Annotated in this window: 22 protein-coding genes; 14 read left to right on the top strand and 8 right to left on the bottom strand. The window is 66.5% G+C overall.

Going from position 1 to position 26,349, the window contains the following annotated elements:
• Window positions 1-3: 3 nt before the first annotated feature.
• The 5 genes from G3W89_RS10075 to G3W89_RS10055 form a co-directional block, all read right to left on the bottom strand.
• The gene (locus G3W89_RS10075; protein ID WP_162573951.1) at window positions 4-1,188 is read right to left on the bottom strand and encodes an acetyl-CoA C-acyltransferase; all 1,185 of its coding nucleotides are present in this window, start codon (window positions 1,186-1,188) and stop codon (window positions 4-6) included.
• A gap of 52 nt (window positions 1,189-1,240) precedes the next feature.
• Window positions 1,241-1,999 carry a 3-hydroxyacyl-CoA dehydrogenase gene (locus G3W89_RS10070; RefSeq protein ID WP_162573950.1) on the bottom strand — a complete coding sequence of 253 codons (759 nt, stop codon included), beginning with the start codon at window positions 1,997-1,999 and terminating at the stop codon, window positions 1,241-1,243.
• Between the two features lie 15 nt (window positions 2,000-2,014).
• Complete coding sequence (locus G3W89_RS10065) at window positions 2,015-5,539, bottom strand: indolepyruvate ferredoxin oxidoreductase family protein (protein WP_443083163.1); 3,525 nt, start codon at window positions 5,537-5,539, stop codon at window positions 2,015-2,017.
• 221 nt (window positions 5,540-5,760) lie between these two features.
• Window positions 5,761-6,690: a hydroxymethylglutaryl-CoA lyase gene (locus G3W89_RS10060; RefSeq protein WP_162573948.1), complete on the bottom strand. Its 930-nt coding sequence runs from the start codon at window positions 6,688-6,690 to the stop codon at window positions 5,761-5,763.
• An 84-nt stretch (window positions 6,691-6,774) separates the two neighbouring features.
• On the bottom strand, window positions 6,775-7,992 hold the full coding sequence (locus G3W89_RS10055) for a CaiB/BaiF CoA transferase family protein (protein ID WP_162573947.1): 1,218 nt from the start codon (window positions 7,990-7,992) through the stop codon (window positions 6,775-6,777).
• Between the two features lie 55 nt (window positions 7,993-8,047).
• Between G3W89_RS10055 and G3W89_RS10050 the strand changes: the two genes are divergently transcribed.
• The 10 genes from G3W89_RS10050 (at window position 8,048) to tnpC (ending at window position 19,835) form a co-directional block, all read left to right on the top strand.
• Window positions 8,048-8,746 carry an IclR family transcriptional regulator gene (locus G3W89_RS10050; RefSeq protein WP_162573946.1) on the top strand — a complete coding sequence of 233 codons (699 nt, stop codon included), beginning with the start codon at window positions 8,048-8,050 and terminating at the stop codon, window positions 8,744-8,746.
• A gap of 491 nt (window positions 8,747-9,237) precedes the next feature.
• The gene (locus G3W89_RS10045; RefSeq protein ID WP_162573945.1) at window positions 9,238-10,581 is read left to right on the top strand and encodes a C4-dicarboxylate transporter DctA; all 1,344 of its coding nucleotides are present in this window, start codon (window positions 9,238-9,240) and stop codon (window positions 10,579-10,581) included.
• Between the two features lie 14 nt (window positions 10,582-10,595).
• Window positions 10,596-11,294: a GntR family transcriptional regulator gene (locus G3W89_RS10040; RefSeq protein WP_162573944.1), complete on the top strand. Its 699-nt coding sequence runs from the start codon at window positions 10,596-10,598 to the stop codon at window positions 11,292-11,294.
• An 86-nt stretch (window positions 11,295-11,380) separates the two neighbouring features.
• Window positions 11,381-12,448: an AI-2E family transporter gene (locus G3W89_RS10035; RefSeq protein ID WP_162573943.1), complete on the top strand. Its 1,068-nt coding sequence runs from the start codon at window positions 11,381-11,383 to the stop codon at window positions 12,446-12,448.
• Window positions 12,449-12,625: 177 nt separating this feature from the next.
• Window positions 12,626-13,036, top strand: coding sequence for a DUF2141 domain-containing protein (locus tag G3W89_RS10030; RefSeq protein WP_162573942.1), 411 nt, complete (start codon window positions 12,626-12,628; stop codon window positions 13,034-13,036).
• A gap of 8 nt (window positions 13,037-13,044) precedes the next feature.
• Window positions 13,045-14,550 carry a carotenoid oxygenase family protein gene (locus tag G3W89_RS10025; protein WP_162573941.1) on the top strand — a complete coding sequence of 502 codons (1,506 nt, stop codon included), beginning with the start codon at window positions 13,045-13,047 and terminating at the stop codon, window positions 14,548-14,550.
• 306 nt (window positions 14,551-14,856) lie between these two features.
• Window positions 14,857-17,409: a galactose oxidase early set domain-containing protein gene (locus G3W89_RS10020; protein ID WP_162573940.1), complete on the top strand. Its 2,553-nt coding sequence runs from the start codon at window positions 14,857-14,859 to the stop codon at window positions 17,407-17,409.
• Window positions 17,410-17,492: 83 nt separating this feature from the next.
• Window positions 17,493-17,834, top strand: coding sequence for an IS66 family insertion sequence element accessory protein TnpA (gene tnpA, locus G3W89_RS10015; RefSeq protein WP_014386446.1), 342 nt, complete (start codon window positions 17,493-17,495; stop codon window positions 17,832-17,834).
• On the top strand, window positions 17,831-18,172 hold the full coding sequence (gene tnpB / locus G3W89_RS10010) for an IS66 family insertion sequence element accessory protein TnpB (RefSeq protein ID WP_014386445.1): 342 nt from the start codon (window positions 17,831-17,833) through the stop codon (window positions 18,170-18,172). The genes tnpA and tnpB overlap by 4 nt, the downstream gene beginning before the upstream one ends.
• A 145-nt stretch (window positions 18,173-18,317) precedes the next feature.
• Complete coding sequence (tnpC, locus tag G3W89_RS10005) at window positions 18,318-19,835, top strand: IS66 family transposase (RefSeq protein ID WP_059153614.1); 1,518 nt, start codon at window positions 18,318-18,320, stop codon at window positions 19,833-19,835.
• A 9-nt stretch (window positions 19,836-19,844) separates the two neighbouring features.
• Here the strand turns inward: tnpC and G3W89_RS10000 are convergent, their stop codons facing one another.
• A complete protein-coding gene (locus G3W89_RS10000; protein WP_162573939.1) occupies window positions 19,845-20,024 on the bottom strand; it encodes a hypothetical protein in 180 nt (59 codons plus the stop codon).
• Window positions 20,025-20,062: 38 nt separating this feature from the next.
• On the opposite strand from G3W89_RS10000, the gene G3W89_RS33075 reads away from it, so the two are divergent.
• A complete protein-coding gene (locus G3W89_RS33075) occupies window positions 20,063-20,533 on the top strand; it encodes a hypothetical protein (protein ID WP_162572177.1) in 471 nt (156 codons plus the stop codon).
• A gap of 57 nt (window positions 20,534-20,590) precedes the next feature.
• Here G3W89_RS33075 and G3W89_RS09990 read toward each other — a convergent pair whose 3' ends face one another.
• Window positions 20,591-21,688 carry a cupin-like domain-containing protein gene (locus G3W89_RS09990; RefSeq protein WP_162573938.1) on the bottom strand — a complete coding sequence of 366 codons (1,098 nt, stop codon included), beginning with the start codon at window positions 21,686-21,688 and terminating at the stop codon, window positions 20,591-20,593.
• A gap of 55 nt (window positions 21,689-21,743) precedes the next feature.
• On the bottom strand, window positions 21,744-22,646 hold the full coding sequence (locus G3W89_RS09985; RefSeq protein ID WP_162573937.1) for a LysR family transcriptional regulator: 903 nt from the start codon (window positions 22,644-22,646) through the stop codon (window positions 21,744-21,746).
• A 110-nt stretch (window positions 22,647-22,756) separates the two neighbouring features.
• On the opposite strand from G3W89_RS09985, the gene gcl reads away from it, so the two are divergent.
• From gcl to G3W89_RS09970, 3 genes are read left to right on the top strand one after another with little or no spacing between them, the layout of a single operon-like run.
• Window positions 22,757-24,550 carry a glyoxylate carboligase gene (gcl, locus tag G3W89_RS09980; protein ID WP_162573936.1) on the top strand — a complete coding sequence of 598 codons (1,794 nt, stop codon included), beginning with the start codon at window positions 22,757-22,759 and terminating at the stop codon, window positions 24,548-24,550.
• Window positions 24,551-24,569: 19 nt separating this feature from the next.
• Entirely contained in the window at window positions 24,570-25,349 is a 780-nt protein-coding gene (hyi, locus tag G3W89_RS09975) for a hydroxypyruvate isomerase (protein WP_162573935.1), read from the top strand.
• 39 nt (window positions 25,350-25,388) lie between these two features.
• Complete coding sequence (locus G3W89_RS09970; protein ID WP_162573934.1) at window positions 25,389-26,318, top strand: 2-hydroxy-3-oxopropionate reductase; 930 nt, start codon at window positions 25,389-25,391, stop codon at window positions 26,316-26,318.
• The last annotated feature ends 31 nt before the right edge of the window (window positions 26,319-26,349 follow it).

Genomic DNA, 26,349 nt, shown 5'->3' with positions numbered 1-26,349 from the left:
GGCCTAGATCAGCTCGACGGCGACCGCCGTGCCCTCGCCGCCGCCGATGCACAGCGTGGCGACGCCGCGGGCCTTGCCGCGTGCCTTCAGCGCGTGGATCAGCGTGACCATGATGCGGGCGCCGCTGGCGCCGATCGGATGGCCCAGCGCACAGGCGCCGCCATGCACGTTGACGATGTCGTGCGCCACGTTCAGCTCCTTCATCAGCGCCATCGGCACCACCGCGAAAGCCTCGTTCACTTCCCACAGGTCGACGTCCTTCACACCCCAGCCGACCTTCTTGAACAGCTTGTCGACCGCACCGACCGGCGCGGTCGCGAACCACTCGGGCTGCTGCGCATGTGTAGCGTGACCAACCAGGCGCGCGATGGGTTGGGCGCCGATCTTCTTCGCGTGCGATTCGGTCATCATCACCAGCGCGGCGGCGCCGTCGTTGATCGACGAGCTCGATGCAGCCGTGATGGTGCCGCCGTCCTTCTTGAACGCTGGCTTGAGCGTCGGGATCTTGTCGAGCTTGACCTTGCCCGGGCCTTCGTCGATGGCGACGAGGGTGTCGCCGCTGCGGCCTTTCACCGTCATCGGCGCGATCTCGGCTTTGAACAAACCGTCGGCCGTCGCGTGCTTGGCGCGCTCGACGCTGGCGATGGCGAACGCATTCTGCTGCTCGCGCGTGAAGTTGTATTTGGCGGCGCAGTCTTCGCCGAAGGTGCCCATCGAACGGCCAGGCTGGTAGGCGTCTTCCAGGCCGTCGAGCATCATGTGATCGAAGATGCGATCGTGGCCCATACGGTAACCGCCACGGCCCTTTTGCAGCAGATAGGGCGCGTTGGTCATGCTCTCCATGCCGCCCGCGATCATCACCTCGTGCGTGCCCGCGAGCAGCATGTCGTGCGCCAGCATCGCCGCCTTCATCGCCGAGCCGCACATCTTGCTGAGCGTGACCGCCCCCGCGCTGTCGGGCAGGCCTCCCTTGTAGGCCGCCTGGCGTGCGGGCGCCTGGCCTTGGCCCGCCATGAGGCAGTTGCCGAACAGCACCTCGCCGACCGTGGCGGCATCGATGCCGGCGCGCTCCACCGCCGCTTTGATCGCCGCGCCGCCCAGGTCGTGCGCGGCAAGAGAAGAAAAGTCGCCCTGGAAGCCGCCCATGGGGGTGCGCGCGGCGCCGACGATAACGATCGATTGAGCCATGAAGTTTCCTTTGAAGATGGATGTATTGGCCTGGATTGCGCGACGCTGCGGTTCAGCGGGGGGGCAGGCGGATCGCGCCATCGAGACGGATGACTTCGCCGTTGAGCATGTCGTTCTCGATGATGTGCTTGGCGAGCTTCGCGTAGTCCTCGGGCGTGCCGAGACGCGAAGGGAAGGGTACGCTCGCGGCTAGTGCGTCCTGCACTTCCTGGGGCATGCCGAAGAGCATCGGCGTGCCGAAGATGCCGGGTGCGATGGTCATGTTGCGAATGCCATTGCGTGCCAGATCGCGGGCGATCGGCAGCGTCATGCCGACGACTCCGCCTTTCGAAGCGCTGTAGGCTGCCTGGCCGATCTGCCCGTCATAGGCGGCGACCGACGCGGTCGAGATCAGGACGCCGCGCTCGCCGGTCGATTCAGGTTCGTTCTTGCTCATCGCGTCGGCCGCGAGGCGGATCATGTTGAAGCTGCCGATCAGGTTGACCGTGACCGTCTTGCTGAACACGGCCAGCGCGTGCGGCCCCGTCTTGCCAACGGTCTTCTCGGCCGGCGCAATGCCTGCGCAGTTGACCAGCCCAACGAGCTTGCCCAGTTTCTGCGCGGCAGCGACCGCCGCCTGTCCGTCCGCCTCCTGGCTGACGTCGCACTTGACGAAGACGCCGTCAATCTCCCCGGCAACCGCCTTTCCCTTCTCCGCCTGCATGTCGGCGATAACGACTTTGCCGCCATTCGCCGCGAGCATCCGCGCCGTCCCCTCACCCAGGCCCGAAGCCCCGCCCGCGACGACGTACACGTTTCCTTCGATCTTCATGGTGTGCTCCAGGAATCAGCCGCAAGCGGCGCTAGAAATTGGAATGGAACGCGTCGCGCGGAATCTGGCTAGCAAGCCTTCCTTCGCTGAGCCGAACTCGGCGATCGCTTTCATCTTGACTGGACCATAGCCGCGAACCTGATTGGGCATGGCCGCCAGCTTCAACGCTGTCTCCAGGTTTCCCGGCCTCAGCCGGGTTGCGATCTCGTCGACCACCAGGAAGTAGTCTTCGAGGAGTTTTCGTTCTGCCGCTCGCTCAGGGTTCAGACCGAAGGGGTCGAAGCGGGTGCCGCGAAGTCCCTTCATGCGCGCCAAGCCTGCGAACGCACTGAAGACCCAGGGGCCGAACCTGATCTTTCGCGGACGGCCGGTCGCGGGATCGTGCCGGGCCAGCAGGGGTGGTGCAAGCCAAACGGAAAGGCGCCCGCCGTCGAGTTGACTGCGCAGGCTGCTTTGAAAAGCCGATTCGCTGTACAGCCGCGCAACCTCGTACTCGTCCTTGTAGGCCATGAGTTTGAATGCGTTCAACGCGACCATGCGAGCCAAGCCACCCCGATCGTTGGCCGCAAGGACCTTTTCAGCGTCACGCACGCGGTCGACCAGTGCCACGTAGCGGCTTGCATATTTTTCGTTCTGGTAACTGGTGAGTTCGGCGGCATAGCTCGCGACGAGTTCGTCGAGATCGTCCGGGGGACTCTGCTGCACGCTTTCGAGGCTGCCGATGGCTTCGGCTGCGGCCTGGGGATGGGCGGCGGCAATGCGCCCCCAAAGGAATGCACGGCGGTTCATCGCTGGCGCGACGCCGTTGTCGATCGCCAACTCCAGCGCCTCCATGGTGAGCGGAATCAGGCCCTTCTGCCATGCGTAGCCGAGCATCAGCACGTGCGAGCCGGTCGAATCGCCGAAAACCGCTTTGGTGAGCGAGCTCGCGCTGAAGGCATGGAAACCCTCGGGCCTCGAACGGCTCTGCATTCGCGCCCGCATTCGCGCTTGCGGCAGCTCGGCGTCACGCTGGCGAACGATCGCCGAAGTGGGCGTCAAGTCTTCGTTCAGCACGACGGCTGAGCGCATGGAGGACAAGCGTGCGATCGCATCGTCGCCCGCGGAGACGACCAGATCGGTGCCGAGCAAAACATCTGCCTCACCCGATCCGATTCGAGAGGCCTGAATGGCAGACGCAGACCGGCCAATGCGTACCTGACTGAGCACCGCGCCGTTCTTCTGCGCCAACCCGGTGAAATCGAGAACGTTGGACACCTTGCGATCGACCAGCGCCGCTGCACCAAGCAAAGCCCCGACCGTCAACACGCCGCTGCCGCCGATGCCGGCCAGCAGCACATTGAAACTGCGCTCACCGATGTCCGGAACCTGAACTGAAGGCAGGTCCGCCTTCAACTCGGCCTCGCGCTGCGCGGACACGCCGCTGGGCCTGACCAACTTGCCCCCGTCGACCTCGACGAAGCTCGGACAGAAGCCTTTGACGCATGAAAGATCGGAGTTGCAGCTCGACTGATTGACGCTGCGCTTGCGGCCGTACATGGTTTCCAGGGGCTCGATGGATATGCAGTTGGACTGGACGGAGCAGTCGCCACAGCCTTCGCATACGCGAGGATTGATCACGATGCGTCTGGACGCCGCTGCTGTGGGTGCCTTCTTGCGCCGGCGGCGCTTTTCGGCGGCGCAAGTTTGCTCGTACACGATCGCACTGACCCCGGGCACCGTTCGAAGGCGGCGCTGGACATCGTCCATGGCATCACGGTGATGCACGGTTACGACCGAGGCGAGCTCTCGGCTGGACCGCCAGCGCTCGGGCTGGTCAGAAACCAGGGCGATGGTCTTAACGCCCTCGGCGTGCAACTGGCGAGTGATGCGGGCAGGGTCGTTGGACCCCTCGGCCGGTTGGCCGCCCGTCATCGCCACGGCATCATTGAAAAGGATCTTGTAGGTCACGTTGGCACCCACAGCCAGTGCGGCGCGGATCGCGAGCAGCCCGGAGTGCTGGTAAGTGCCGTCGCCGAGATTCTGGAAGATGTGCGAGGTCTTCGAGAAGGGCTGGGCGCCTATCCACTGGACACCTTCTCCGCCCATCTGGCAAAAGGTGTCTGTCTTGAGTTCGGGCAGCATCAGGGCCATGACGTGGCAGCCGATGCCTCCGCCGCTGATGGAGCCGTCGGGGGTCTTGGTCGAGGTATTGTGCGGACAGCCGGAACAGAAGTAGGGACTTCTGCTGGGGACGTCAACGGGGGCAAGTGCCTGCTGCCGTGCCTCCATCCTCGTCAAGCGATCGGGAAGGTCCGCCGCGCCATCCATACGGCGCACCAGCGCGCGGGCGACCATCAGCGGCGTGAACTCACCGATCTCAGGGAGCAGCGAACGACCTTGTCGGTCCGTTTTGCCGGTGACGGCTGGACGTGCACCGTGAGGCGCGTGGTAGAGCGCCTCCTTGATCTGCAGTTCAACGGTGCCCCGCTTCTCCTCGACAACCAGAAGTTCGCGGTGGCCGGCCGCGAATTGCAGCATGCCTTCGGTCTCCAGCGGCCAGCTCATCGTTACCTTGTAGATCGAGATGCCGAGCGCGCGAAGGTCGTTGGCTGCCAGACCCAGGTCAGCGCATGCCTGCATCAGGTCCTGGTGCGCCTTCCCGACCGTCACGACGCCCAGGCGACGCTCAGGTGCCTGGACGATCAAACGATCCAACCCGTTCGCGCGCGCCCACAAGCGGGCTGCCGGCAGACGCTCGTCGATCAAGCGCCGTTCCAGTTCGTGACGCTGATCCGGCCATTTGAGCGCCGAGTCCCAGTTCAGCCGCGCCGCAAGAGGGTCGCGTTCAGGTGATACGAACGCGGGGGGCACTCCAAGGTCGACGACGGCGGCAGCTTCGATCACTTCGGCGATGGTCTTGAAGCCCACCCACAAACCGCTGTAACGGGAGAGGGCGATGCCAGCGAGTCCCATGTCGAGCACCTCGCCGACGCTCGCCGGCTGAAGGACGGGCATGGAGGCGGCCTGGAATACCCCATCGGTCTGGTGCGGATACATCGACGACTGTGCGGCGTGGTCGTCACCCGAAACTGCCAGAACGCCACCGAGCGGCGAGGTGCCCATGATGTTTGCGCTGCGGAACACGTCCCCCGTGCGATCGATACCCGGCCCCTTACCGTACCAGATGCCGAAGACGCCATCCACCCTCGTGGGTCCAAACGCCCGGTGCATCTGCGCCCCCCAAAGTGCCGTCGCAGCAAGGTCTTCATTGAGGCCGGGCTGGAAGACGATGTCGTGCGCTTTCAGCGCAGCGGCGGCCTTCCACAGTTGTTGGTCGTACGCGCCCAGTGGCGATCCGCGATAGCCAGAGACGAGTCCGGCCGTGTCCAGCCCTTGACTGCGATCCAGACGCCGCTGAACCATGGGCAGCCGCACCAGCGCCTGAATGCCCGAAAGAAAGGCCGGCCCTTCCTCGGTGCCGTAAATGTCCACCTTCTGAAAAGCCGTGTCGGCTGCGCCCATTGGGTATCTCCTTGTGGAGCATCGAGGCCCCTGCAAACTGTTCGACTGAGTGGGCCAACCTGTGAGGTGACCCAGGATTTCTGCGCACGCCTGCCCCCGCACGTGCTGCGGCGATGCAAGCTGCTGCCCTTGGCCGATCAGGCTGCCGTGCAGCTGGATGCCCAGGACTCTTCAGTGAACGCAGCGACCAACCGATGGCGCTTGCGCTCAGGTGCGACTACATGACGGAGATCAGCTGCCGAGACTGACGGCGCGGCTCATCGCGCCGTGGCGGAAGGTGCAGCCCCGGCGTCATAGAGCCGCAGTCGCTTGCCTGCGCGCATGACTTGACCGGGCAAAGGACGCCCCAAGGTCTCTTCCAACAGCCATGCCGACCGCACGAGCGAATCGAGGTCGATTCCCGTGCTGTGACCTTCCTCATGGAGGTAGTGCACGAGATCCTCGGTGCATACGTTGCCCGTGGCGCCCGGCGCGAAGGGGCAGCCTCCGACGCCTCCGATCGAGGACTCGTACACGTCGATCTCGAGCTCGAGTCCGGCGGCCACGTTCACGAGACCCAGGCCGCGCGTGTTGTGGAAGTGGAGGGATAGCATTGCCTCGGGCACCGCGTTCCGGACGCCCGCGCATACCGCGCGAACCACCGCAGGCGTCGCCATCCCCGTCGTGTCGGCCAAAGTGACCTGACGAATTCCGATGCGGCTGAGCGTCTGGACGATCGCCACCACTGAACCGACATCGACATCGCCTTCGAAGGGGCATCCGAAGACGGTGGAGACCGCGGCGCGCAAGGGCGTTCCACTTTGGGACGCCAACTCGGCTACCGCCTCGATGTTGATCAGCGAGTCGGCGACGCTGCGGTTGAGGTTTTTCCTGTTGTGCGTCGCGCTCGCAGACACGAATGCGACCAGCTCGTCAGCGCCGGCCCGGATGGCGTCGCGCGCCCCCCGGACGTTGGGTGCAAGCACACTCACGACGGAACCCTCGGGCCTGCTGATCTGCTGCAGCACGTCCGCAGCATCCGCCATCTGAGGGACGGCCGTGAGCGATACGAAAGAAGTCGCCTCCACGGACCGTATACCTGCGCCGAAAAGGGAGTCGATGAGCCGGACTTTCTGCGCGGTCGCAATGAAGGTCTTCTCGCTTTGCAGACCATCTCGCGGGCCGACTTCGATGATTTTGATTTGCATGTGATTTCCACTAAAAGTTAGCTGCCCGTTTGCCAGATCCAGGGTCGCACCTGACGGTCTCTTTGCTGAAACGCAGCAAGATGATCAGAGCGAGGGCTGTAGCTGGGGTCCGGCAACGGCACTGCAATCGAACAAGTGCTGGCACTCCGGATCCGTCAAGCCCCAGGTGCTCAGGTACTCGGCGGTCTGCGCACCGATGCCTTGGGGCTGGAGGCGAACGCTCGGCAAGTGGTCGTCAATTCGGAATGGCATGGCCGGCAGGCTGGCGCTTCTGTCGCCAACCGTCACATCCAGCAGTGAGCCATTGGCGCGCAAATGTTCGTCGTCAAGAAGATCCAAGGGGGTGCGAACAGGCCCGAACGGGATTTCAGCCTTCTTGCAGAGTGACTCGACAGTGGCCATCGAGAGCGTTGCGAACTTCTCGTTGAGACGAGGGATAAGCCAAGGCCGCTCGATGGTTCTGCTCGTATTGGTCGCCAAGCGCGGATCGTCCTGGAGTTCCTGCAGTCCGAAGGCGACACAGAACCGGTTCCACTGAGCGTCGCTGGTGATGCCGATGAACATCTGGCCGTCGGCGCATGGGCAAAGGTCATAGAGGCACCACGCTTGAGTCCTCGCCGGCATCGGCACGACTGGCGTGTCGCCGAACTGCGCCATGGCCATGTGTTGACCCACCAGGAAGGCGGTGGTCTCGTACAAGGCGCTTGTCACATGGGAACCTTGGCCTGTTGCTTCGCGAGCACGAAGAGCTGCCAAGACTCCGATGACCCCGAACATGCCCCCTGTCATGTCGACAATGGACGCACCCGCTCGGATCGGTTGGCCAACGGGTCCCGTCATGTATGCCAGCCCGCCCATCATCTGCACGACTTCGTCAAGGGCAGGGCGTGCCTGGTAGGGCCCCGGCAGAAAGCCCTTGAGTGAGCAATAGATGATTCGGGAATTGGCGCGGGTCGCGTCGGCATAGCCATACCCCAGCCGATCCATCACATCAGGACCGAAGTTCTCGATCACCACGTCGGCCCATTCGAAGGCGCGCTCGAGCACCGGACGTGACAGGGGATTTTTCAGATCGATCGCAACGCTTTGCTTGTTGCGGTTCAGATAGCCGAAGAAGCCTGATCCAAATCCCTTGAGGTTGCGCGTGGGATCGCCCTCCACTCGTTCGATGCGAACTACCTCTGCGCCGAGGTCCGCGAGGATCAAGCCACATGTCGGCGCCATCACCGTGTGTCCAAAGTCTAGAACCTTGACGCCCGCGAGCGGGAACTTTGAACTCGTTGGCGAGATATTGTGTTTCATCAGATGATCCTATATGATCGTTGTGTGAAACGAACTTTAATCGAAGGGAACCCATATGTCAAAAGCTGACGCGCCCGTAGGGGAACCAGGGCTGCGGGTCAATGCGCTGGAGCGCGGGCTACGCCTCCTGATGGCGTTGCGTTATGACGAGGGACAAAAGTTGAGCGATGTGGCGCGCGCGACCAGCCTAGACAAGGCCACGGCCTCCAGGCTGCTGCGATCCCTGGCCCAGTATTCGTTTGTGTTGAAGGACGGAAACGATCGATACCGCCTGGGGCCCGCCATCGCGGTCCTGGAGCGCACCGGTAACGCGACGCAGGGCATTGCAGCCGCGGTGCAACCGAGCTTGGAGCGCATGGCGGCGGACACGGGGGAAACCGCAAGCTTCTTCGTGCCGCATGGCGACCTGCGACTGTGCGTGGCAGTCGCGTTCGGAAATCAGGCCGTTAGCCACTTCCTGCGGGTCGGCGATACGCTGCCAATCGACCGAGGAGCGAGCGGCCGCGTCGTGCGCGCGTTCGCGGCCGGCAGGCCGCCCGATGCCTCGGGGCTGCTGCAAACGAGCATGGGGGAACGGGATCCAGAACTGGCAGCGGTCGCGACGCCGGTATTCGATTCGCGCAACAGGTTGCTGGGAGCCCTTTCTCTGTCCGGCACATGCACCCGGTACTCGTCGCCTGACCACCTGCACAAGGTCCAAGCCGCAATCCAGGCGGCCTCTCAGGAGATCGAATCACTCTTCGCAATGCCTTGAGGATGGTGCGTGGTCTTTCTCGCAGGCTGAAATGCTTGATGGGATCGGGGCCCCTATTCCAGAGGCGACCTCCTTTCAAATCTTTTCCAAAGCCCCAAGGACCATCCCCAGATCAATGACCGCATTGGGGAAAACCGAAAGACGGCTTAGGGCCCACTCCGGCTGTACAGATTTCTCCGAAGCGGCTGTTCGTTTCCTGCTCGTGGGAGAGGTGAACGGGTCGATTAAAGACGCTCTATGGACCTCACGTCGCCCCTTATTCACTCTCCAACTTGCGGAGGACAGGGCTTCCTTGCCTTAGGCAACTGTTTGCGCATTTATTGAGTTGTTTGCGCATTTAATAGGTTGTTCGCGCATTTATTTCCCTAGAACAAGAGGGGTTGCCGATCAGAACCACGGGAATACCCGCACAGAAAAATGCCAGGATCTTGCCTACATTGCTTGTATGCAAGAACTTCCTTGTCTTGCATGCAACCAACACGGAGACAAAGATGCCCCGTTTCGCCAAATCGCTCTTCGGTCAGGTGGTCATCGCGCTGGTGCTCGGCGTGGTGGCAGGCCTGTTCTTCCCCGACTTCGCCGTCAAGCTCAAGCCGCTCGGCGACGGCTTCATCAAGCTGATCAAGATGATCATCCCGGTGCTGGTCTTCTGCGTGGTGGTGCACGGCATCGCCGGCGCGGGCGACCTCAAGCGCGTGGGGCGGGTCGGCGTCAAGGCACTGGTCTACTTCGAGGTGCTGACCACCGTCGCGCTCGCCTTGGGGCTGGTGCTGGCCTTCGTATTCAAGCCCGGCGTGGGCATGAACGTCGACCCGCGCGCGCTCGACCCGGCGGCGATGAGCGCCTACGCGTCGAATGCCGACAGGCTCACCAGCGGGGGCACGGTCGAGTTCCTGATGAAGCTGATCCCGACCACGATCGTCAACGCCTTCGCCACCGGTGACGTGCTGCAGGTGCTGCTGTTCGCGGTGCTGTTCGGCTGCGCGCTGGCGCTGCTCGGCGACCTCGGCAAGCCGGTGGCCGCGGTGGTGGATTCGCTGTCGCTGGTGCTCTTCAAGATCATGGGCATCATCATCAAGCTGGCACCGCTGGGCGTGCTCGGCGCCATCGCCTTCACGGTGGGCAAGTACGGCATCGGCTCGCTCAAGCAGCTCGGGATGCTGGTGGTGCTGTTCTATGCCTCGGTGCTCATCTTCGTGTTCGTGGTGCTCGGCTTCGTGATGAGGCTGTCGGGCTTCAGCCTGATCAAGCTGCTGCGCTACCTTCGCGAGGAACTCACCATCGTCTTCGCCACCACCTCGTCGGACAGCGTGCTGCCGCAGATCATGGCCAAGCTGCGCCACATGGGCATCCGCGACTCGACAGTGGGCCTGGTGATCCCGACCGGCTACTCTTTCAACCTCGACGCCTTCTCGATCTACATCACGCTGGCGGCCGTGTTCATCGCGCAGGCCACCAACACGCCGATCTCGATGTCGGACCTGCTGGCCATCCTCGCGATCGCGCTGGTCACGTCCAAGGGCGCGCACGGCGTGCCGGGCTCGGCCATCGTGGTGCTGGCCGCGACGCTGCATGCGATTCCCGCCATTCCAGCCATCGGACTGGTGCTGGTGCTGTCGGTGGACTGGTTCATGGGCATCGCCCGCGCGCTGGGCAACCTGATCGGCAATTGCGTGGCCACGGTCGCCATCGCGGCCTGGGAAGGCGACATCGATCGCGAGCGTGCCCGCGCCGTGCTGGACGGCACCCACTCGCCGGAAGACGAGCCGCTGGCCGAGCTGGGATCGCCCGTCGCCGCCGCACACGCAATCCAGGCTGTCCACCCGGCACACTGAGGCTCCATCACCCCATGACCGACGTCACCCCCACGACCATCGCCGCACGCGTGGTAGAGGCCATCCTCGCCCAGAAGCTCTCGCCCGGCGAGCGCCTCGGCGAGCAGCAGCTGGCCGAGAATTTCGGCGTCAGCCGCACCATGGTGCGCGAGGCGCTGATGCAACTGCAGGCGCGGGGCTTCGTCGAGGTGCAATCGCGCCGGGGCTGGTATGTGGTGGAGCCCTCGGCCGAGGAAGCGCGCGATGCGTTCGCCGCGCGCCGCATCATCGAGGCGGGCATCCTGGCCGAGTCGGGTCGGCCACTGTCGAAAGTGATCCGCAAGCTGCGCGAGCACATCGCCGACGAGAAGCGCGCCATCGCCGGCGCTGACGCCGCCACGCGTGCCTTCCTGCTGGCCGACTTCCACGTCTGCCTGGCCGATCAGATGGGCCACCGGCTGCTGTGCGATGTGCTGCGCGACCTGACGGCGCGCACCACGCTGGCGGCCACGCTGTTTCAGTCCACGCACGAGGCGGGGCAATCCTGCGCCGAGCATGCAGCCATCGTCGCCGCGCTGGAGGCGGGCGAGCTGAAGCGCGCACGGCAGCTGATGCTGGACCACATCGGCAATGTCGAGGAGGCACTGGAGGCGGAGGTTGCCGCCAGCCCTGCTGCCGACGAGCGCCTGCGCGCCACGCTGGCGCCGGTGGCGCTGCCGCGAGCTTCACGCTGACTGCCCGTTGCCGCGCGCAAAGGGCGCCGGCACGGGCTTCCCGCTGACAGTCCCATGGCCCCGCGCTCGGCTACAGTCGCCGGGCCATGAATTCACCCGATCTGCAGCGCACGGTCTTCCTCTTGTTGCTGGCGGCCGTGACCGCCGCCTTCTTCTGGATCCTGCTGCCCTTCTTCGGCGCGGTGCTGTGGGCCGTGGCGCTGGCCATCCTGTTCACGCCGTTGTACAAGCGCCTGCTCAAGCGCATGCCGGGGCGGCACAACCTGGCGGCGCTCGCCACACTGACGATCTGCCTGGTGATCGTGATCATCCCGCTGGCACTGGTGACGGTCTCGCTGGTGCAGGAGGCCTCGCTGGTGACGCAGCGCATCCGCACGGGCGAGATCAACTTCGGGCGCTACTTCCAGCAGGTCCTCGGCGCCTTGCCGCAGTGGCTGAACAACCTGCTGAGCCGCTTCGGCCTGGGCGACGTGGAGACGATGCTGTCCAAGGTCGCACAGGGCGCTGCGCAGACAGGCCAGCTCGTCGCCACGCAGGCGCTCAATATCGGTCAGAACACCTTCGATTTCCTGGTGAGCTTCGCGCTGATGCTCTACATGCTGTACTTCCTGCTGCGCGACGGCACCGCGCTGTCGAAGACCGTGCGCCAGGCGCTGCCGATGGCGCGGCCGCACACCCATTTCCTGCTCAACAAGTTCACCACCGTGATCCGCGCCACCGTCAAGGGCAACGTGGCGGTGGCGGCTGTCCAGGGTGCGCTGGGCGGCCTGGCCTTCTGGGTGCTGGGCGTGCAGGGCGCGCTGCTGTGGGCGGTGCTGATGGCCTTTCTCTCGCTGCTGCCCGCGGTGGGCGCGGCGCTGATCTGGCTGCCGGTCGCGATCTATTTCCTCGCGACCGGCCACATCTGGGAGGGTGTGGCGCTGATCGTCTTCGGCGTGGTGGTGATCGGCCTGGTCGACAACGTGCTGCGCCCGATCCTGGTGGGCAAGGACACGCAGATGCCTGACTACATCGTGCTGATGTCCACGGTGGGCGGCATGGCGCTGTTCGGGGTGAACGGTTTCGTCATCGGACCGGTGGTGGCGGCGCTCTTCATGGCGACCTGGGATTTGTTCGCCTCCTCGAACGAGGAGGCCGAGGGGCCGCCGGGCTAGGAGGCCGACATCCCTACGCGAAGGCCTTGGCGCCCTTCACTCACGGATGCCGATGTCTTGCGCCGCTTCACACGCACCCGCGGCACTTGACGCCGCAATTCCGCATCTCGTCGCATTGCGATAGGCAGCGCTGACTGCCTGCGCGATCGTCGGGCCTCCACATCCAAAGAGGCCCTCATGAACAAGCTTCCTCTCCTCGCCACCGCCTTCCTCGCACCACTGGTCGCGGTGGCGGCCGACCTCCACGTGAGCGTCGTCGACGCCCCAACGGCGTCGACACCGCTTTACGTCGCCCTCTACGACAGCGCCCAGGCCTACGAAAGCAACAAGACGCTGGCCGCGCAGATCGTGCAGACGAACGCCGGCGCGGCCAAGGTCTCGTTCCCCGGCCTGGCGCCGGGGCGCTACGCGCTGCGCGTGTTCGCCGACGAGAACGGCAACGGCAAGCTCGACACCAACCTGATGGGCCTGCCCACCGAGCGCTACGGCTTCTCCAACGATGCCAAGGGCAACCGTGGGGCACCCGGCTTCGAGGCGGTGGCACTTCCGCTGAATGCCGATCTCCAGACCTTGATCCACCTGCGCTGAGGCCGGCCATGCAACGACGCGAACTCCTGCGCCTGCTGGCCATTGCGGGCGCGACACCCCTCCTCTCTCCACTGCTGGCCCACGGGGCCGCGGCTGACGACTGGCAGGCCGACTTCGAGGCCTCCGAGGCCCCGTGGAAGCTTGGCTTCGCCTCGGCGCCGGGCGACCTGCCGCTGGCGCCTGCCCAGGTGCGCGGGCGCTTTCCCGACGCAGTGGCCGGCACGCTCTACCGCATCGGGCCGGCCGGCCACGAACTGGGCGGCCACCGGTACCACCACTGGTTCGACGGCGACGGCATGGTGCAGCGGCTCGTCATCGAGGGGCGCCAGGTGCATCACCAGGGCCGCTATGTCGCCACGCCCAAGCGCGTGGCCGAGGTGCGCGCCGGCCGGCGGCTGACAGAGGCCTTCGGCACGGTGCCGCCGGGTGTCGAGCCGCCCACGTCGGCAGACAGCATCAATGTTGCGAACACCAGCGTCCTGCCGCTGCAGGGCGAGGTGCTCGCCTTGTGGGAAGGCGGCTCCGCCACGCGCATCGACGCGCGCACGCTTGACACCCTGGGCCCGAAGACCTGGCGCGCCGACCTCGCGGGCATGCCGTTCTCGGCCCATCCCAAGATAGACCCGGACGGCACGATCTGGAACTTCGGCGCTGGCGGCGGCCAGGGCCTGCTGGCGCTGTACGAGATCGCGCCCGAGGGCCGGCTGCGCCGCGCCGCCGTGATGCCGGTGGCCGACCTGCCGATGGTCCACGACTTTGCGGTGACCGAGCGGCACCTCGTCTTCCTGATGCCGCCGCTGGTCTACGGCAGGCAGGCCGATGGGCGCGCCGCCGGTACCAGCTTCCTCGATGCGCACGTGTGGCGGCCGGAGCTGGGCATGCGCGCGCTCGTCATCGACAAGAAGGACTGGGACAAGCGCCAGATGCTCACGCTGCCGGCGGGCTTCCTGTTCCATGTGGGCAACGCATGGGAAGAGGTCACGCCGGGCGGCACGCAGATCCATGTCGACTACGTGCGCTCGGAGGATGCGAGCTCGATCTTCACGACCAGCCGCGAACTGATGCGCGGGCGGCTGATGAAAAGCGCCGAACCCCGCCTGACCGTGGCCACCCTCGACCTCGGCACCGGCCGCGCCACGCAGAACGCGCTGGAACTCGACGCCGAGTTCCCGCGCATCGATCCGCGCCGCGTGGGGCTGCGCCATCGCAGCGTGGTGCATGCGACGCAGCAGATGAAGGGGCGGCCCGGCTTCGGCGCGATCGCGCGAACCGATGTAGAGACCGGGCGCTCGCAGCGCTTCGTCCATGGGCCGCAGGCGATGGTGGAGGAGCACGTCTTCGTGCCCGACGGCCGGGGGCCCGGCTGGATCGTGGGCACGGTGCTCGACCTGGCGCGGAGGAAGACGGTGCTGTCCTGCTTCGCGGCCGACCAACTGGCGGCAGGTCCGGTGGCGCAGGCGATCCTGCCCCGCGCCTTGCCGCTGGGATTGCACGGGGCTTTCGTACCGGCCTAGGTGAAATCTCTTAGATCTTTCGTGCTACACATACTGGTAGACGACACTCAGGGATGGCGGATGTACAACCTGTAGGTTCTCCTTTGTTTGGGGTGGGATATGCCAACTGCCTCGCCGCCGTTTCCCCCAGCTTCGGGCTTCAGGTGGATCGCCCTGTGGGCGCCACTGGTGATCACCGCCTGCGGCGGCGGCAGTGGGGACGCCGGCGTGGCAACGACAGGTTTGGCCGGCTCCGCGGCCGGCACGGCCGATACCTCCGCACCTGCCCCCGCCCCGGCTCCGAGCCCAGGCAATGGTGAGGGCGGGATGGCTCCGTCGGTCGCCGCAGTAGCGGCCCGCAGCGCTGAGCCCTCATCGCCCGCCGCTGGCAACAAAGCCGACGCCAAGACCTCGATCGTCCGAGCACGCAAGGCCGTCAAGACGCCCGAGGACATTGCCCGGCAGCGCGAACTGGAGCGGGACCGCCCCGCGCCGATCGACCGGGGCCGTGGTGCCGATGGCCCGCCCACGGCGACCACGAGCGCCATCACGAGCGCAGCCGCCGCGGCGGCGGCCGATGCCGTAGCGCCCGACATCGGTGGCCAGTGGGCCGCGCCCATCAGCTGGCCCATCAACGCCATCCATTCCGTGCTGACGCCCGACGGCAAGGTCATGAGCTATGGCACGGACCCGAGCGGCGCACAGGGGGCCCAGCTCTACTACGACGTCTGGACCCCGACCACCAACGCCCACAGCCTGCTGCAGCACAGCGTGCGCACCGACCTCTTCTGCACCGCCCAGACGGTGCTGCCGGCCGGGCAGGTGCTGATGGCCGGCGGCGACACGCGAGGGATCACGCCGGACAAGGTCAATGGGGGCGTGGCCGACGTCAACTTCTACGACCCGGTCTCCTCCACCATCACGGCCGGGCCGCCGATGGCCTATGCGCGCTGGTACGGCACCGCCGTTCCCCTGGCCGACGGCCGGGCGCTGATGCTGGCAGGCATCGACGGAGGCGGCGCCGGCTCCGGCGTGCCGGAGATCTACACGCCAGGGCAGGGCTGGCGCACGCTCTCTGCCATTCCCAACTGGCCGGGCGACTGGTTCTATCCACGCGCCGTGCTGGCGCCCAATGGCCGCGTGGTGGTGGCCAGCAGCAACCAGATGTTCAGCATCAACACCGAGGCGCCCACCATGGGGCCCATCGGCACGCTGCCGAAGTTCCTCAACTGGGTGCTGCCCTGGGCGTTGTTCGACCGCGGCAAGATGCTGATGGTGGCGGACGACGGCAGCGCGGTGGTGGTCGACATCAACGGGCGCACGCCGGTCGTCAGCACTGTCGCGGGCCCCGGCCCCAACCGCGAGTGGGGCACGGCCACCGTGCTGGCCGACGGCAAGGTGCTGGTCACCGGCGGCTCGGCGCAAGAGAACGAGCTGATCGACACCGCCTTCACGGCCCTGCTCTGGAACCCCGCCACCGGCCAGTGGACCACCGGCAATGCGGCGCAGAAGGCGCGGCTCTACCACTCCACGGCCATGCTGCTGCCCGATGCCACGGTACTGTCGGTCGGCGGCGGCTCGCCCGGCCCAGTGCTGAACCTCAATGCCGAGATCTATTCGCCGCCCTACCTTTTCGACGGCAGCGGGCAGCGCGCGGCGCGCCCGATCATCAACACGGCCCCGGGGCAGCTGAACCTCGGCACCGACTTCCAGATCAGCGTTGTCTCGTCGCAGTCGATTCAGCGCGTGACGCTGGTGCGCACGGGCGCGGTGACGCACTCGACCGACTTCGGGCAACGCTTCCTCGATCTGCCCTTCACCCAGGCTGCCGGAAGCTCCACGGTCGACGTCACCCTCAACGAAAGCCCGAACATCCTGCCTACCGGCTACTACATGCTGTTCGCGATCGACAACGCCGGCGTGCCCTCGATCGCGAAGATCCTGAAGGTGCAAGGTGGCTGGACGAAGGTGGCCGACCAGGGCCACACCTTCACGCTGCCGGCTTCTACCGTCGTGCAGTTCGGGCAAGGCGGAAACTGGACGCAGAAGACCGTCAACGGCGACGTGAGCTGCAGGAGCGAGTTCTTCGGGATGAATCCGGCGCCGAACGTCGCCAAGACCTGCCATGTGCTGGCGCCCAAGGCCGCCGGCGTGACGACGGGCAGCCAGCTGACGACCGGCGACCGCACCGTGGCCGCGCAAGGCGCCGCCTTCAACACGACGAGCGCGACCTTGGTGAGCTACGGGGTGGATTCGCGCTGGGTGGACAAGGTCGTGACCGGCGCGGGCTCCTGCAACACCTCTTTCTTCGGGACCGATCCCGCGCCCGGCGTGACCAAGTCCTGCGTGGCGGACACGGGGACTGCGGCGCCACCTGCCCCCGCCCCTGCACCCGCCCCTGCGCCTGCGCCCGCCCCTGCCCCCGCCCCTGCCCCCGCCCCTGCGCCGGCCCCTGCACCAGCGCCTGCTCCCGTGCCGTCCGGCGCGACGCTGGCCACCGAAGGCGGCACCTTTACCGTGGCGAACTCGACCCTGGTGGCGTATGGCGCGGATACCCGCTGGGTACAGAAGGCAGTCAGTGGCACCGTACCCTGCACCAACGCTTTCTTCGGCACCGACCCGGCGCCTTTCGTGGTGAAGTCGTGCAGGCTGACGACTGCTGCACCTGCACCTGCACCTGCGCCCGCGCCTGCACCTGCGCCCGCACCTGCACCTGCGCCCGCGCCTGCACCTGCACCTGCGCCCGCGCCTGCACCTGCACCCGCGCCTGCGCCTGCGCCTGCACCCGCGCCTGCACCTGCACCCGCGCCTGCGCCTGCACCCGCGCCTGCACCTGCACCCGCGCCTGCGCCTGCACCCGCGCCTGCACCTGCACCGTAAGCGTTCCGCGAACCCATCTTTCATCTCACCGTTGAAGCTGCGAACCTCGGGTCTTCGCAATCAACGAACGAGACGAGGTGGACATGGATCGACAGCAGATGGAACGGTGCCTGGAGCAAGTGGCGGCGTATCGTGCCTCTGGCCAGAAGGCGCAGGTATGGGCCGAGGCCAACGGGGTGCCAGCGGGAACGCTGCAAAGCTGGTGCGCACATGCGCGGCGCTGGCAGGCGCGGCTCGACGGCGTCAGCCCTGAGCCCTCGCCAGCCGCCAGGCCGAGCGGCTTCGTGGCCGCCCGCGTGGCGCCTGGTGCCGCATCGACATCGGTGCGCGTCGAATTGAACGTGGGAGGCACCCGGCTCGATCTGCATTGGCCGCTGGCGCACACGCGTGAACTCGCTTCGCTGCTGCGGGAGTTCGGCCGATGATTCGCATCGACGTCATCTGGCTGGCGCTTGGCGCGGCCGACCTGCGCGGGGGCATCGACACGCTGTTGGCCCAAGTGGTGCGCGGCTTCGCGCTGGGCGCGCAAGCCCACCACGCCTACGTGTTTGCCAACCGCCGCGCCGACCGGCTCAAGGTGCTGGTCTACGACGGCGCGGGCATGTGGCTGTGCACCCGGCGGCTGCAAGCGGGCAGCTTCGCCTGGCCGCGCCAGGACACGGGGTCACTTCAACTCACGCGCGAGCAGTTCGACTGGCTCGTCGCGGGCCTGCCGTGGCAGCGCCTGGGCAGCGCGCAGCCGCAGTCGATCACGGTGGTCTGAATGCGCTCGATTCGAGGTCGGGATTTGCGCGTTTGTCTATTGGAGAAAGTCATGCCTCGCGCGCACGCGCGCGCGAGGCATGATGGCGGCCATGCTCGAAGGCCCGGACACCCACACGATCGATGCGCCGGGCGCACTGGATTCGATGCAGGAGCTGCGCGATGTGATCGGGCGCATGCAAGGCGAGCTGAAGTTCAAGCAAACCAGGATCGAGGCGCTGAACTTCGAGATCGCGCGGCTGAAGCGCTGGCGCTTCGGCTCCTCCAGCGAGAGCCTGGAGACGAGCACGCAGGCGGTGCTGTTCGATCAGATCCTGGCCGACACGGCGCTGGAAGACCGCGCCGCCCAGCAAGACCAGAAGCCACCGGTAGCGCCACCCCGGGCCAAAGGCCAGGCGGTGCGCCAGGCGCTGCCGGCGAGCCTGCCGCGCATCGATCACCATCACGAGATCGAGCAGACCCACTGCGAGTGCGGCCAGCCCTTCAAGCGCATCGGCCAAGAAGTCAGCGAGCAGCTCGATTGCGTGCCGGCCCAATTCTTCGTGCTGCGCCATATCCGCGGCAAGTACGCCTGCACGTGCTGCCAGACGATCCAGGCCGCGCCGATGCCCGCGCAGATCATCGACAAAGGCATCCCCGCGCCGGGCCTGCTCGCGCAGGTGGTGGTGGCCAAGCACGACGATCACTTGCCGCTGTACCGGCAGGAAGAGATCTACGCGCGCTCTGGCGTGCACATCCCGCGCTCGAGCATGGCCCAGTGGATCGGCATCTGCGGGGTGCGTCTGGCACCGCTGGCCGATGCACTGAAGGGCTTCATCCTCAGCCACGGTGTGATCCACGCCGACGAGACGCCGGTGTCGCTGCTGGCGCCGGGGCGCGGCAAGACCAAACGGGCCTACGTCTGGGTCTACCGCACGACCAACTTCGTGGCCCAGCGCGCGGTGCTGTTCGACTTCACCGCCAGCCGCGCCGGCGAACATCCGCGGCGCGTGCTGCGAGGCTTCGGCGGCACGCTGGTCAGCGACGATTACAGCGGCTATTTTGGGCTTCAGGCGCAAGGCGTCAGCGCCGCACTATGCTGGGCCCACGCGCGGCGCAAGCTGTTCGAGGCGCACGAGTTCAACGCCAGCCAGATCGCCGGCCAGGCGGTGGCGCTGATCGCAAAGCTGTACGAGGTCGAGCGCGAGGCGCGCGAACTCGAACCCCAGGCACGGTGGCTGCTGCGCCAGCAACGCTCCAGGCCCATCGTCCAGGCCCTGCACCTCTGGCTGACCGGGCAGCGCCAGAAGCTGGCCAATGCCGACGTGACGGCCAAGGCGATCGATTATTCGCTGAGCAATTGGCGCGCGCTCACGCGCTACCTGGACGACGGCGACGTCCCAATCGACAACAACGCGGCGGAGAACGCGGTGCGCCCGCTGTGCGTTGGCCGCAAGAATTGGCTTTTTGTAGGCTCGCAGCAGGCCGGCGAGCGCGCTGGCGTGGTCATGAGCCTGATCGAGTCGGCCAAACTAAACGGGCACGATCCCTGGGCCTACCTCAAGGACGTCTTCGAGCGTCTGCCCACGCTCAAGCAGCGCGACCTCGCGCAGCTGCTGCCGCACAACTGGCGGCCTGCCACCGACATCGCCGTGCCAAACGCGGCGCTCGCCGCCGCCGCGTAGAACCATCCTTCAACACGCCGTCATCGACGGCGCAAGGGTGTCGTTCGCGGAACGCTTACCCTGCACCCGCGCCTGCGCCTGCACCCGCGCCTGCGCCTGCACCTGCACCCGCGCCTGCGCCTGCGCCTGCGCCTGCGCCTGCACCCGCGCCCGCGCCCGCGCCCGCGCCTGCACCGGCACCGCCTCCATCCGGAGCGACCCTGGCCGTCGAAGGTGGCACCTTTACGGTGTCCAGTCCAACGCTGGTGGCTTATGGCGCCGACACGCGCTGGGTACAGAAGACAGTCAGCGGCACGGTGCCCTGCACCAATGCCTACTTCGGCACCGACCCGGCGCCCTTCGTGATGAAGTCCTGCAGGCTGGCGTCCGCACCTGCACCTGCACCTGCACCCGCACCCGCACCCGCACCTGCGCCCGCGCCCGCGCCCGCGCCCGCGCCCGCGCCCGCGCCTGCGCCTGCGCCCGCGCCCGCACCCGCGCCTGCGCCCGCGCCTGCACCCGCACCAGCCCCGCCGCCGTCCGGCATGACCCTGGCCACCGAAGGCGGCACCTTCACCGTGTCGAGCCCGACCCTGGTGGCCTATGGCGCTGGCACACGCTGGGTACAGAAGACGGTCAACGGCACGGTGCCCTGTACCAACGCGTTCTTCGGCACAGACCCGGCGCCATTCGTCGTCAAGTCTTGCCGGGTCGTCTGAGCCAGGCCTTCAGGCGTCAAAGCGCGCGCCCTGCGCGAGCGGCAGGTGCGCTCTGGGTCAGGCATCCGGGACGACGCGCGGCACCGGATCGAAATAGGTGAACAGGTTGGGAATCGGCAAGGCCAGGTTCGAGTACGAAAAGGACACGCTGACGTCCAGCGCGCGCACCTGGTGCCACCAGCCGAGCGGCAGGAAGATCGTCTCGCCCGGCCAGACCACGACCTCGAGTACGCGCACACCTTGGAACAAGGGAAACCGCCTCAGGTCGACAGCATCCAGGTCGATGGGGCTGAAGACGCCATTCGAGTTGTACAGCCGCGGCCCCTGCAAAGGCGAGATGAGGCGCCAGCGCTTGCGCCCGACGACCTGCGTGTGGAACAGCATCAGCGTGTCGTGGTGCAAGGGAGTCACGGTGCCGGCCGGCCCGAACCAGAACGACGAGCGCTCAGCCAGTTCGGTGCGACTGCAGCACGGCGGCAGGCGGCCGATGTCATCCAGCAGAGGCGCGAAGTCGGGCCGCCGCAAGGCTTCGTTGTTGGCAGTGAGGTAGTAGTCGTTCGTTTCGCCGCCCGCCACCACCTGGTCGACGAAATCGCCGAGGCGAACGTTTCGCCGATGTGCCGCCTTGTCTTCCTCGTAGCGAGAGTTCGCGTTGCGTTCGGTCTGCACCTCGACATCGAGATGGCCGAATCGCTCTTTCAGGTAGTCCGGCGACCATCGCTGCATCGCGGGCCAGTCCCGCGTATGCCCCGTGAGCACCAGCGGCCGGCAGCCTCGCACATAGCGCTCGATGAACTCCTCCTCGCTGACCGACACGCGCTTGTCCACGATGCCGTACATCGGGTCGATTTCCCAGAGCAGCTGCAGGTTGGCCAGCGTCGACTCGAGCTTGCGCAGCTGCTGCGCCCGGCCCTCGGCCGCGATGTAGACGGCGTTGCCGGGCACGAGTTCAATCAACTCCGCGCCGGCTTGCGCATCGAGGCCGGCAGCGATCATGGACGCCAGCACCGATTCCGGGGTGCAGCCGCGCAGCAACTGCTCGGCGGTCCATCGCAGCCATTCGGGCGTCAACGGCGTGCCCGCCGGCGCCAGCGGTGCGTTCTCGGCCTGGCTCCCGGGCGGGCGTGGCGGAGCGGGGGGCTTGGGTGGATTCATGCGGAGACCTCCTGCGTTCTCTGGCGTTGTCGATTGTGGGCCGAAGCGGTGATCCCTAACGCTGCCACCATTCCTCGCCGAAGTGCCCCTGCAGGAAAGCCACGAAGCTCGACACCTTTCCCGGCACCAGCTTGGGCGACGGAAAGACCGCGTGGATCTCCTGCTCCGGCAATGCATGCCCTGGCAGCACCTCCACCACCTTGCCCGCCGACAGCGAGTCGCTCGCCACGTAGCGCGGCATCAGCGCGATGCCCAGCCCCTCGCGTGCTGCGGCCAGCACCGCCGAGAGGTTGTTGGAGCGCAGGCGGCCGGTGACGGGTACTGTCACCGGCTCGCCCTTGGGCGTGTGCATGCGCCAGACATCGTCGCCGACGACGCTGCTGTAGATCAGCGCCACGTGCGCGCTCAGGTCCTGCGCGCGCTTCGGCGCGCCGTGCTTCTTCAGGTAACCCGGCGCCGCCACGATCACCCACGGGTTCATGCCGAGGAAGCGAGCGCCCAGCGAGGAATCGGCGAGCTTGCCCATGCGCACCGCGACGTCGATGCCCTGCGCAATCAGGTCCACGTAGCGGTCCTCGAAGCTCAGGTCCACCTGCACCTGCGGATGGCGCGCCATGTACTCGAGCGCCAGCGGCACCACCACGCGGCGGCCGAAGGCGACCGACGTGCCGATGCGCAGCAGGCCCTGCGCCTGGGAGTCGCGCCGGCGCACGACGTGCTCGGCCTCCTCTGCCTCGCGCACGATGATCTTGCACTTGTCGTAGTACAGCGAGCCCGCTTCGGTGAGGCTCACGCCCCGCGTGTTGCGGTTGAGCAGGCGCACCTTCAGCCGCGCTTCGGTGGCCGCGACCTGCTTGGTGACAGTGGGCTGGGTGGTGTTGAACTCGCGCGCGGCCTTGGAGAAGCTGCCCGTCTCCACCACGCGAACGAACATTTCCATTGCCAGCAGTCGGTCCATGGCCGGATCGTATCGAGTTATTCCACTGCGGAATAGCTTTTATGGTCCGGTGCCGCCTTCTGCCCGAAGCCCCGAATTCCTACAGTGCAGGCATCCCAAGGAGACTTCACATGGCAAAGATGACCGCGGCCCAAGCCGCCGTACTGGTGATGGAAAAGGAAGGCGTGACGCAGGCCTTCGGCGTGCCCGGCGCCGCCATCAATCCGCTCTACTCAGCCCTGCGCAAGCACGGCAGTATCGGCCACATCCTGGCCCGCCACGTCGAGGGCGCCTCGCACATGGCCGAGGGCTATACCCGGGCGGTGGCCGGCAACATCGGTGTGTGCATCGGCACCTCGGGGCCGGCCGGCACCGACATGATCACCGGGCTCTACTCGGCCTGGGCGGACTCCATTCCGATCCTCTGCATCACCGGCCAGGCGCCGCGCGCCCGGCTCTACAAGGAAGATTTCCAGGCCGTGGACATCGAGTCCATCTCCAAGCCGGTCACCAAGTGGTCGGTCACCGTACGCGAGCCGGGCCAGGTCCCGCAGGTGTTCCAGCAGGCCTTCCACCTGATGCGCTCGGGCCGTCCGGGACCGGTGCTGATCGACCTGCCCTTCGACGTGCAGATGGCGCAGATCGAGTTCGACATCGACACGTACCAGCCGCTCACGCCCTACAAGCCGGCTGCCACTCGCGCCCAGATCGAGAAGGCGATCGCGATGCTGAATGCCGCCGAGCGCCCGCTGATCGTGGCCGGCGGCGGCATCATCAATGCCGATGCGAACGACCTGCTGGTGCGCTTCGCCGAAGCGACGGGCGTGCCGGTGATTCCTACCCTGATGGGCTGGGGCACGATCCCGGATGACCATCCGCTGATGGCCGGCATGTGCGGCCTGCAGACCAGCCACCGCTACGGCAACGCGACGATGCTCGCATCCGACTTCGTGCTGGGCATCGGCAACCGCTGGGCCAACCGCCACACCGGCTCGGTCGACGTCTACACCAAGGGCCGCACCTTCGTGCATGTGGACATCGAGCCCACGCAGATCGGCCGCGTGTTCACGCCCGACTTCGGCATTGTTTCGGACGCAAAAGCCGCATTGCAGCTCTTCGTCGAAGTCGCCGAGGAGATGAAGGCAAAAGGCCAGCTCCCGAGCCGCCGCGAATGGGCCGGCCAGTGCCTGGAGCGCAAGAGGACGATGCTGCGCAAGACCAACTTCGCGGACGTGCCGATGAAGCCGCAGCGCGTCTACCAGTGCATGAACCGCAACTTCGACAACGACACCTGCTATGTGAGCACGATCGGGCTGTCGCAGATCGCGGCGGCGCAGTTCCTGCACGTCTACAACCCGCGCCACTGGATCAACTGCGGCCAGGCCGGCCCGCTGGGCTGGACCATTCCCGCCGCGCTCGGCGTGCGTGCCGCGGACCCGTCGCGCAAGATCGTCGCGCTCTCGGGCGACTACGACTTCCAGTTCATGATCGAGGAGCTGGCCGTGGGCGCGCAATTCAAGCTGCCGTACATCCACATCGTGGTCAACAACTCCTACCTCGGGCTGATCCGCCAGGCGCAGCGCGGCTTCGAGATGGACTACTGCGTGCAGTTGGGCTTCGAGAACATCAACGCCACCGAGCAGAGCGGAATCGAACGCGACTACGGGGTCGATCACCTGAAAGTGGTCGAGGGCCTGGGCTGCAAGGCGCTGCGCGTCTACAAGCAGGAAGAGATGAAACCCGCGATCGAGCGCGCCGAGCAGCTGATGGCCGAGTTCGGCGTGCCGGTGGTGATCGAGGTGATGCTGGAGCGCGTGACCAACATCGCGATGGGCACCGAGATCGATGCCATCAACGAATTCGAGGCGCTGGCCGAGAGCGCCGAGGATGCGCCGACTGCCGTCGCCGCCGCAATGCTCGATTGATTCAGAGGAGACCCACGAGATGCCGCGTTTCGCCGCCAACCTGACGATGCTCTTCACCGAGCTGCCCTTCATGCAACGCTTCGAGGCTGCTGCCAAGGCCGGCTTCAAGGCCGTCGAATACCTGTTCCCCTACCCCTTCGACAAGAAGGAGCTCACCGCCGCGCTCCGCGCCAACGGCCTGCAGCAGGTGCTGCACAACCTGCCCGCCGGCAATTGGGAAGGCGGCGAGCGCGGCATCGCCTGCCACCCGGACCGGGTGGGCGAGTTCCGCGAGGGCGTGGGCATGGCCATCGCCTACGCCACTGCGCTGGGCTGTCCCAAGCTCAACTGTCTGCTGGGCAAGTTGCCTGCCGGCGTAAGCGCCGAGGACGCGCGCCAGGTGGCGGTGGAGAACCTGCGCTTCGCCGCTCGCGAGCTGCAGAGCGCCGGGATCATGCTGCTGATCGAGCCGGTCAACCACTTCGACATTCCGGGCTTCTTTCTCACGCGCACGGAGCAGGCGCTGTCGATCATCGACGAAGTGGGTTCGGCCAACCTGCTGCTGCAATACGACATCTACCACGCGCAGCGCATGGAAGGCGAACTGGCTGCCACGATCACGAAGAACATGGCCCGCATCGGCCATATCCAGCTGGCCGACAACCCCGGCCGCGGCGAGCCGGGCACGGGGGAGATCAACTATCCGTGGCTCTTCAAGCACATCGATGGTGCCGGCTACACCGGCTGGATCGGTTGCGAATACAAGCCGAAGAGCGACACCCTCGAAGGCCTCGGCTGGCGGACCACCCTCGCCGACTAACGACAGACAGACAGACAGACAAGACAAGGAATTCATCGCATGTCCGCTACGACATCCCAGAAGATCGGCTTCATCGGCCTCGGCATCATGGGCGCGCCCATGGCGGGGCATTTGCTCGACGCCGGCCATACGCTCTTCGTCCACACGCACGGGCCCGCGCCCGAGCCCTTCAGCTCGCGCGCCACCGTGTGCAGTTCGGCGGCGGATGTGACGAAGCAGGCCGACGTGGTCTTCATCATGGTCCCCGACACGCCCGATGTGGAGAAGGTGCTGTTCGGCGACAAGGGCGTGGCTTCGGCATTGAAGGGCTCGCAAGGCGGCCCTGCGGGCCGCGTGGGCAAGACCGTGGTGGACTGCAGCTCCATCGATCCGATCGCGACCAAGGGCTTCGCGCAACGCATCGAGGAACTGGGTTGCGGCTATGTCGATGCGCCGGTCTCGGGCGGCGAGGTGGGCGCCAAGGCGGCCACCCTGACCATCATGTGCGGCGGCGACGAGGGCGTCTTCGGCCGCGTGAGGCCCCTGCTCGAGAAGATGGGCAAGAACGTCACGCTGGTCGGCGCCGCGGGAGACGGCCAGGTGTGCAAGGTGGCCAACCAGATCATCGTGGCGCTCAACATCGCGGCCGTCGGCGAGGCACTGGTCTTCGCCAGCAAGGCCGGCGCCGACCCGGCGAAGGTGCGGCAGGCGCTGATGGGCGGCTTCGCCTCCTCGCGCATCCTCGAGGTGCATGGGGAACGGATGATCAAGCGCACCTTCGCGCCGGGCTTCCGCATCTCGCTCCACCAGAAGGACCTGAACCTCGCGATGCAGAGCGCGCGGTCGCTGGGCGTCGCGCTGCCGCAGACCGCCGGCGCGGCGCAGCTCATGAATGCCTGCGCGGCGCTGGGGCATGGGCAAGACGATCATTCGGCTTTGGTGCTGGCGCTGGAGGCCTTGGCGCAACATCCGGTGGCGCGCGGGGACTGAGCGTGCATGCGACGGCGCCACAGGAAGTGCG

It is taken from the genome of Variovorax sp. PBL-H6, from assembly GCF_901827155.1.
In the GTDB taxonomy this organism is placed as follows: domain Bacteria; phylum Pseudomonadota; class Gammaproteobacteria; order Burkholderiales; family Burkholderiaceae_C; genus Variovorax.
Note: the sequence above shows the minus strand (reverse complement) of the source record. Positions and strands in the feature narration are given on the sequence as shown.

Coding starts and splice junctions, on each gene's coding strand:
- G3W89_RS10075 (WP_162573951.1), bottom strand. CDS start 1,188: ATGGCTCAATCGATCGTTATCGTCGGCGCCGCGCGCACCCCCATGGGC.
- G3W89_RS10070 (WP_162573950.1), bottom strand. CDS start 1,999: ATGAAGATCGAAGGAAACGTGTACGTCGTCGCGGGCGGGGCTTCGGGC.
- G3W89_RS10060 (WP_162573948.1), bottom strand. CDS start 6,690: ATGCAAATCAAAATCATCGAAGTCGGCCCGCGAGATGGTCTGCAAAGC.
- G3W89_RS10055 (WP_162573947.1), bottom strand. CDS start 7,992: ATGAAACACAATATCTCGCCAACGAGTTCAAAGTTCCCGCTCGCGGGC.
- G3W89_RS10050 (WP_162573946.1), top strand. CDS start 8,048: ATGTCAAAAGCTGACGCGCCCGTAGGGGAACCAGGGCTGCGGGTCAAT.
- G3W89_RS10045 (WP_162573945.1), top strand. CDS start 9,238: ATGCCCCGTTTCGCCAAATCGCTCTTCGGTCAGGTGGTCATCGCGCTG.
- G3W89_RS10040 (WP_162573944.1), top strand. CDS start 10,596: ATGACCGACGTCACCCCCACGACCATCGCCGCACGCGTGGTAGAGGCC.
- G3W89_RS10035 (WP_162573943.1), top strand. CDS start 11,381: ATGAATTCACCCGATCTGCAGCGCACGGTCTTCCTCTTGTTGCTGGCG.
- G3W89_RS10030 (WP_162573942.1), top strand. CDS start 12,626: ATGAACAAGCTTCCTCTCCTCGCCACCGCCTTCCTCGCACCACTGGTC.
- G3W89_RS10025 (WP_162573941.1), top strand. CDS start 13,045: ATGCAACGACGCGAACTCCTGCGCCTGCTGGCCATTGCGGGCGCGACA.
- G3W89_RS10020 (WP_162573940.1), top strand. CDS start 14,857: ATGGCTCCGTCGGTCGCCGCAGTAGCGGCCCGCAGCGCTGAGCCCTCA.
- tnpA (WP_014386446.1), top strand. CDS start 17,493: ATGGATCGACAGCAGATGGAACGGTGCCTGGAGCAAGTGGCGGCGTAT.
- tnpB (WP_014386445.1), top strand. CDS start 17,831: ATGATTCGCATCGACGTCATCTGGCTGGCGCTTGGCGCGGCCGACCTG.
- tnpC (WP_059153614.1), top strand. CDS start 18,318: ATGCAGGAGCTGCGCGATGTGATCGGGCGCATGCAAGGCGAGCTGAAG.
- G3W89_RS10000 (WP_162573939.1), bottom strand. CDS start 20,024: ATGGAGGCGGTGCCGGTGCAGGCGCGGGCGCGGGCGCGGGCGCGGGTG.
- G3W89_RS09990 (WP_162573938.1), bottom strand. CDS start 21,688: ATGAATCCACCCAAGCCCCCCGCTCCGCCACGCCCGCCCGGGAGCCAG.
- G3W89_RS09985 (WP_162573937.1), bottom strand. CDS start 22,646: ATGGACCGACTGCTGGCAATGGAAATGTTCGTTCGCGTGGTGGAGACG.
- gcl (WP_162573936.1), top strand. CDS start 22,757: ATGGCAAAGATGACCGCGGCCCAAGCCGCCGTACTGGTGATGGAAAAG.
- hyi (WP_162573935.1), top strand. CDS start 24,570: ATGCCGCGTTTCGCCGCCAACCTGACGATGCTCTTCACCGAGCTGCCC.
- G3W89_RS09970 (WP_162573934.1), top strand. CDS start 25,389: ATGTCCGCTACGACATCCCAGAAGATCGGCTTCATCGGCCTCGGCATC.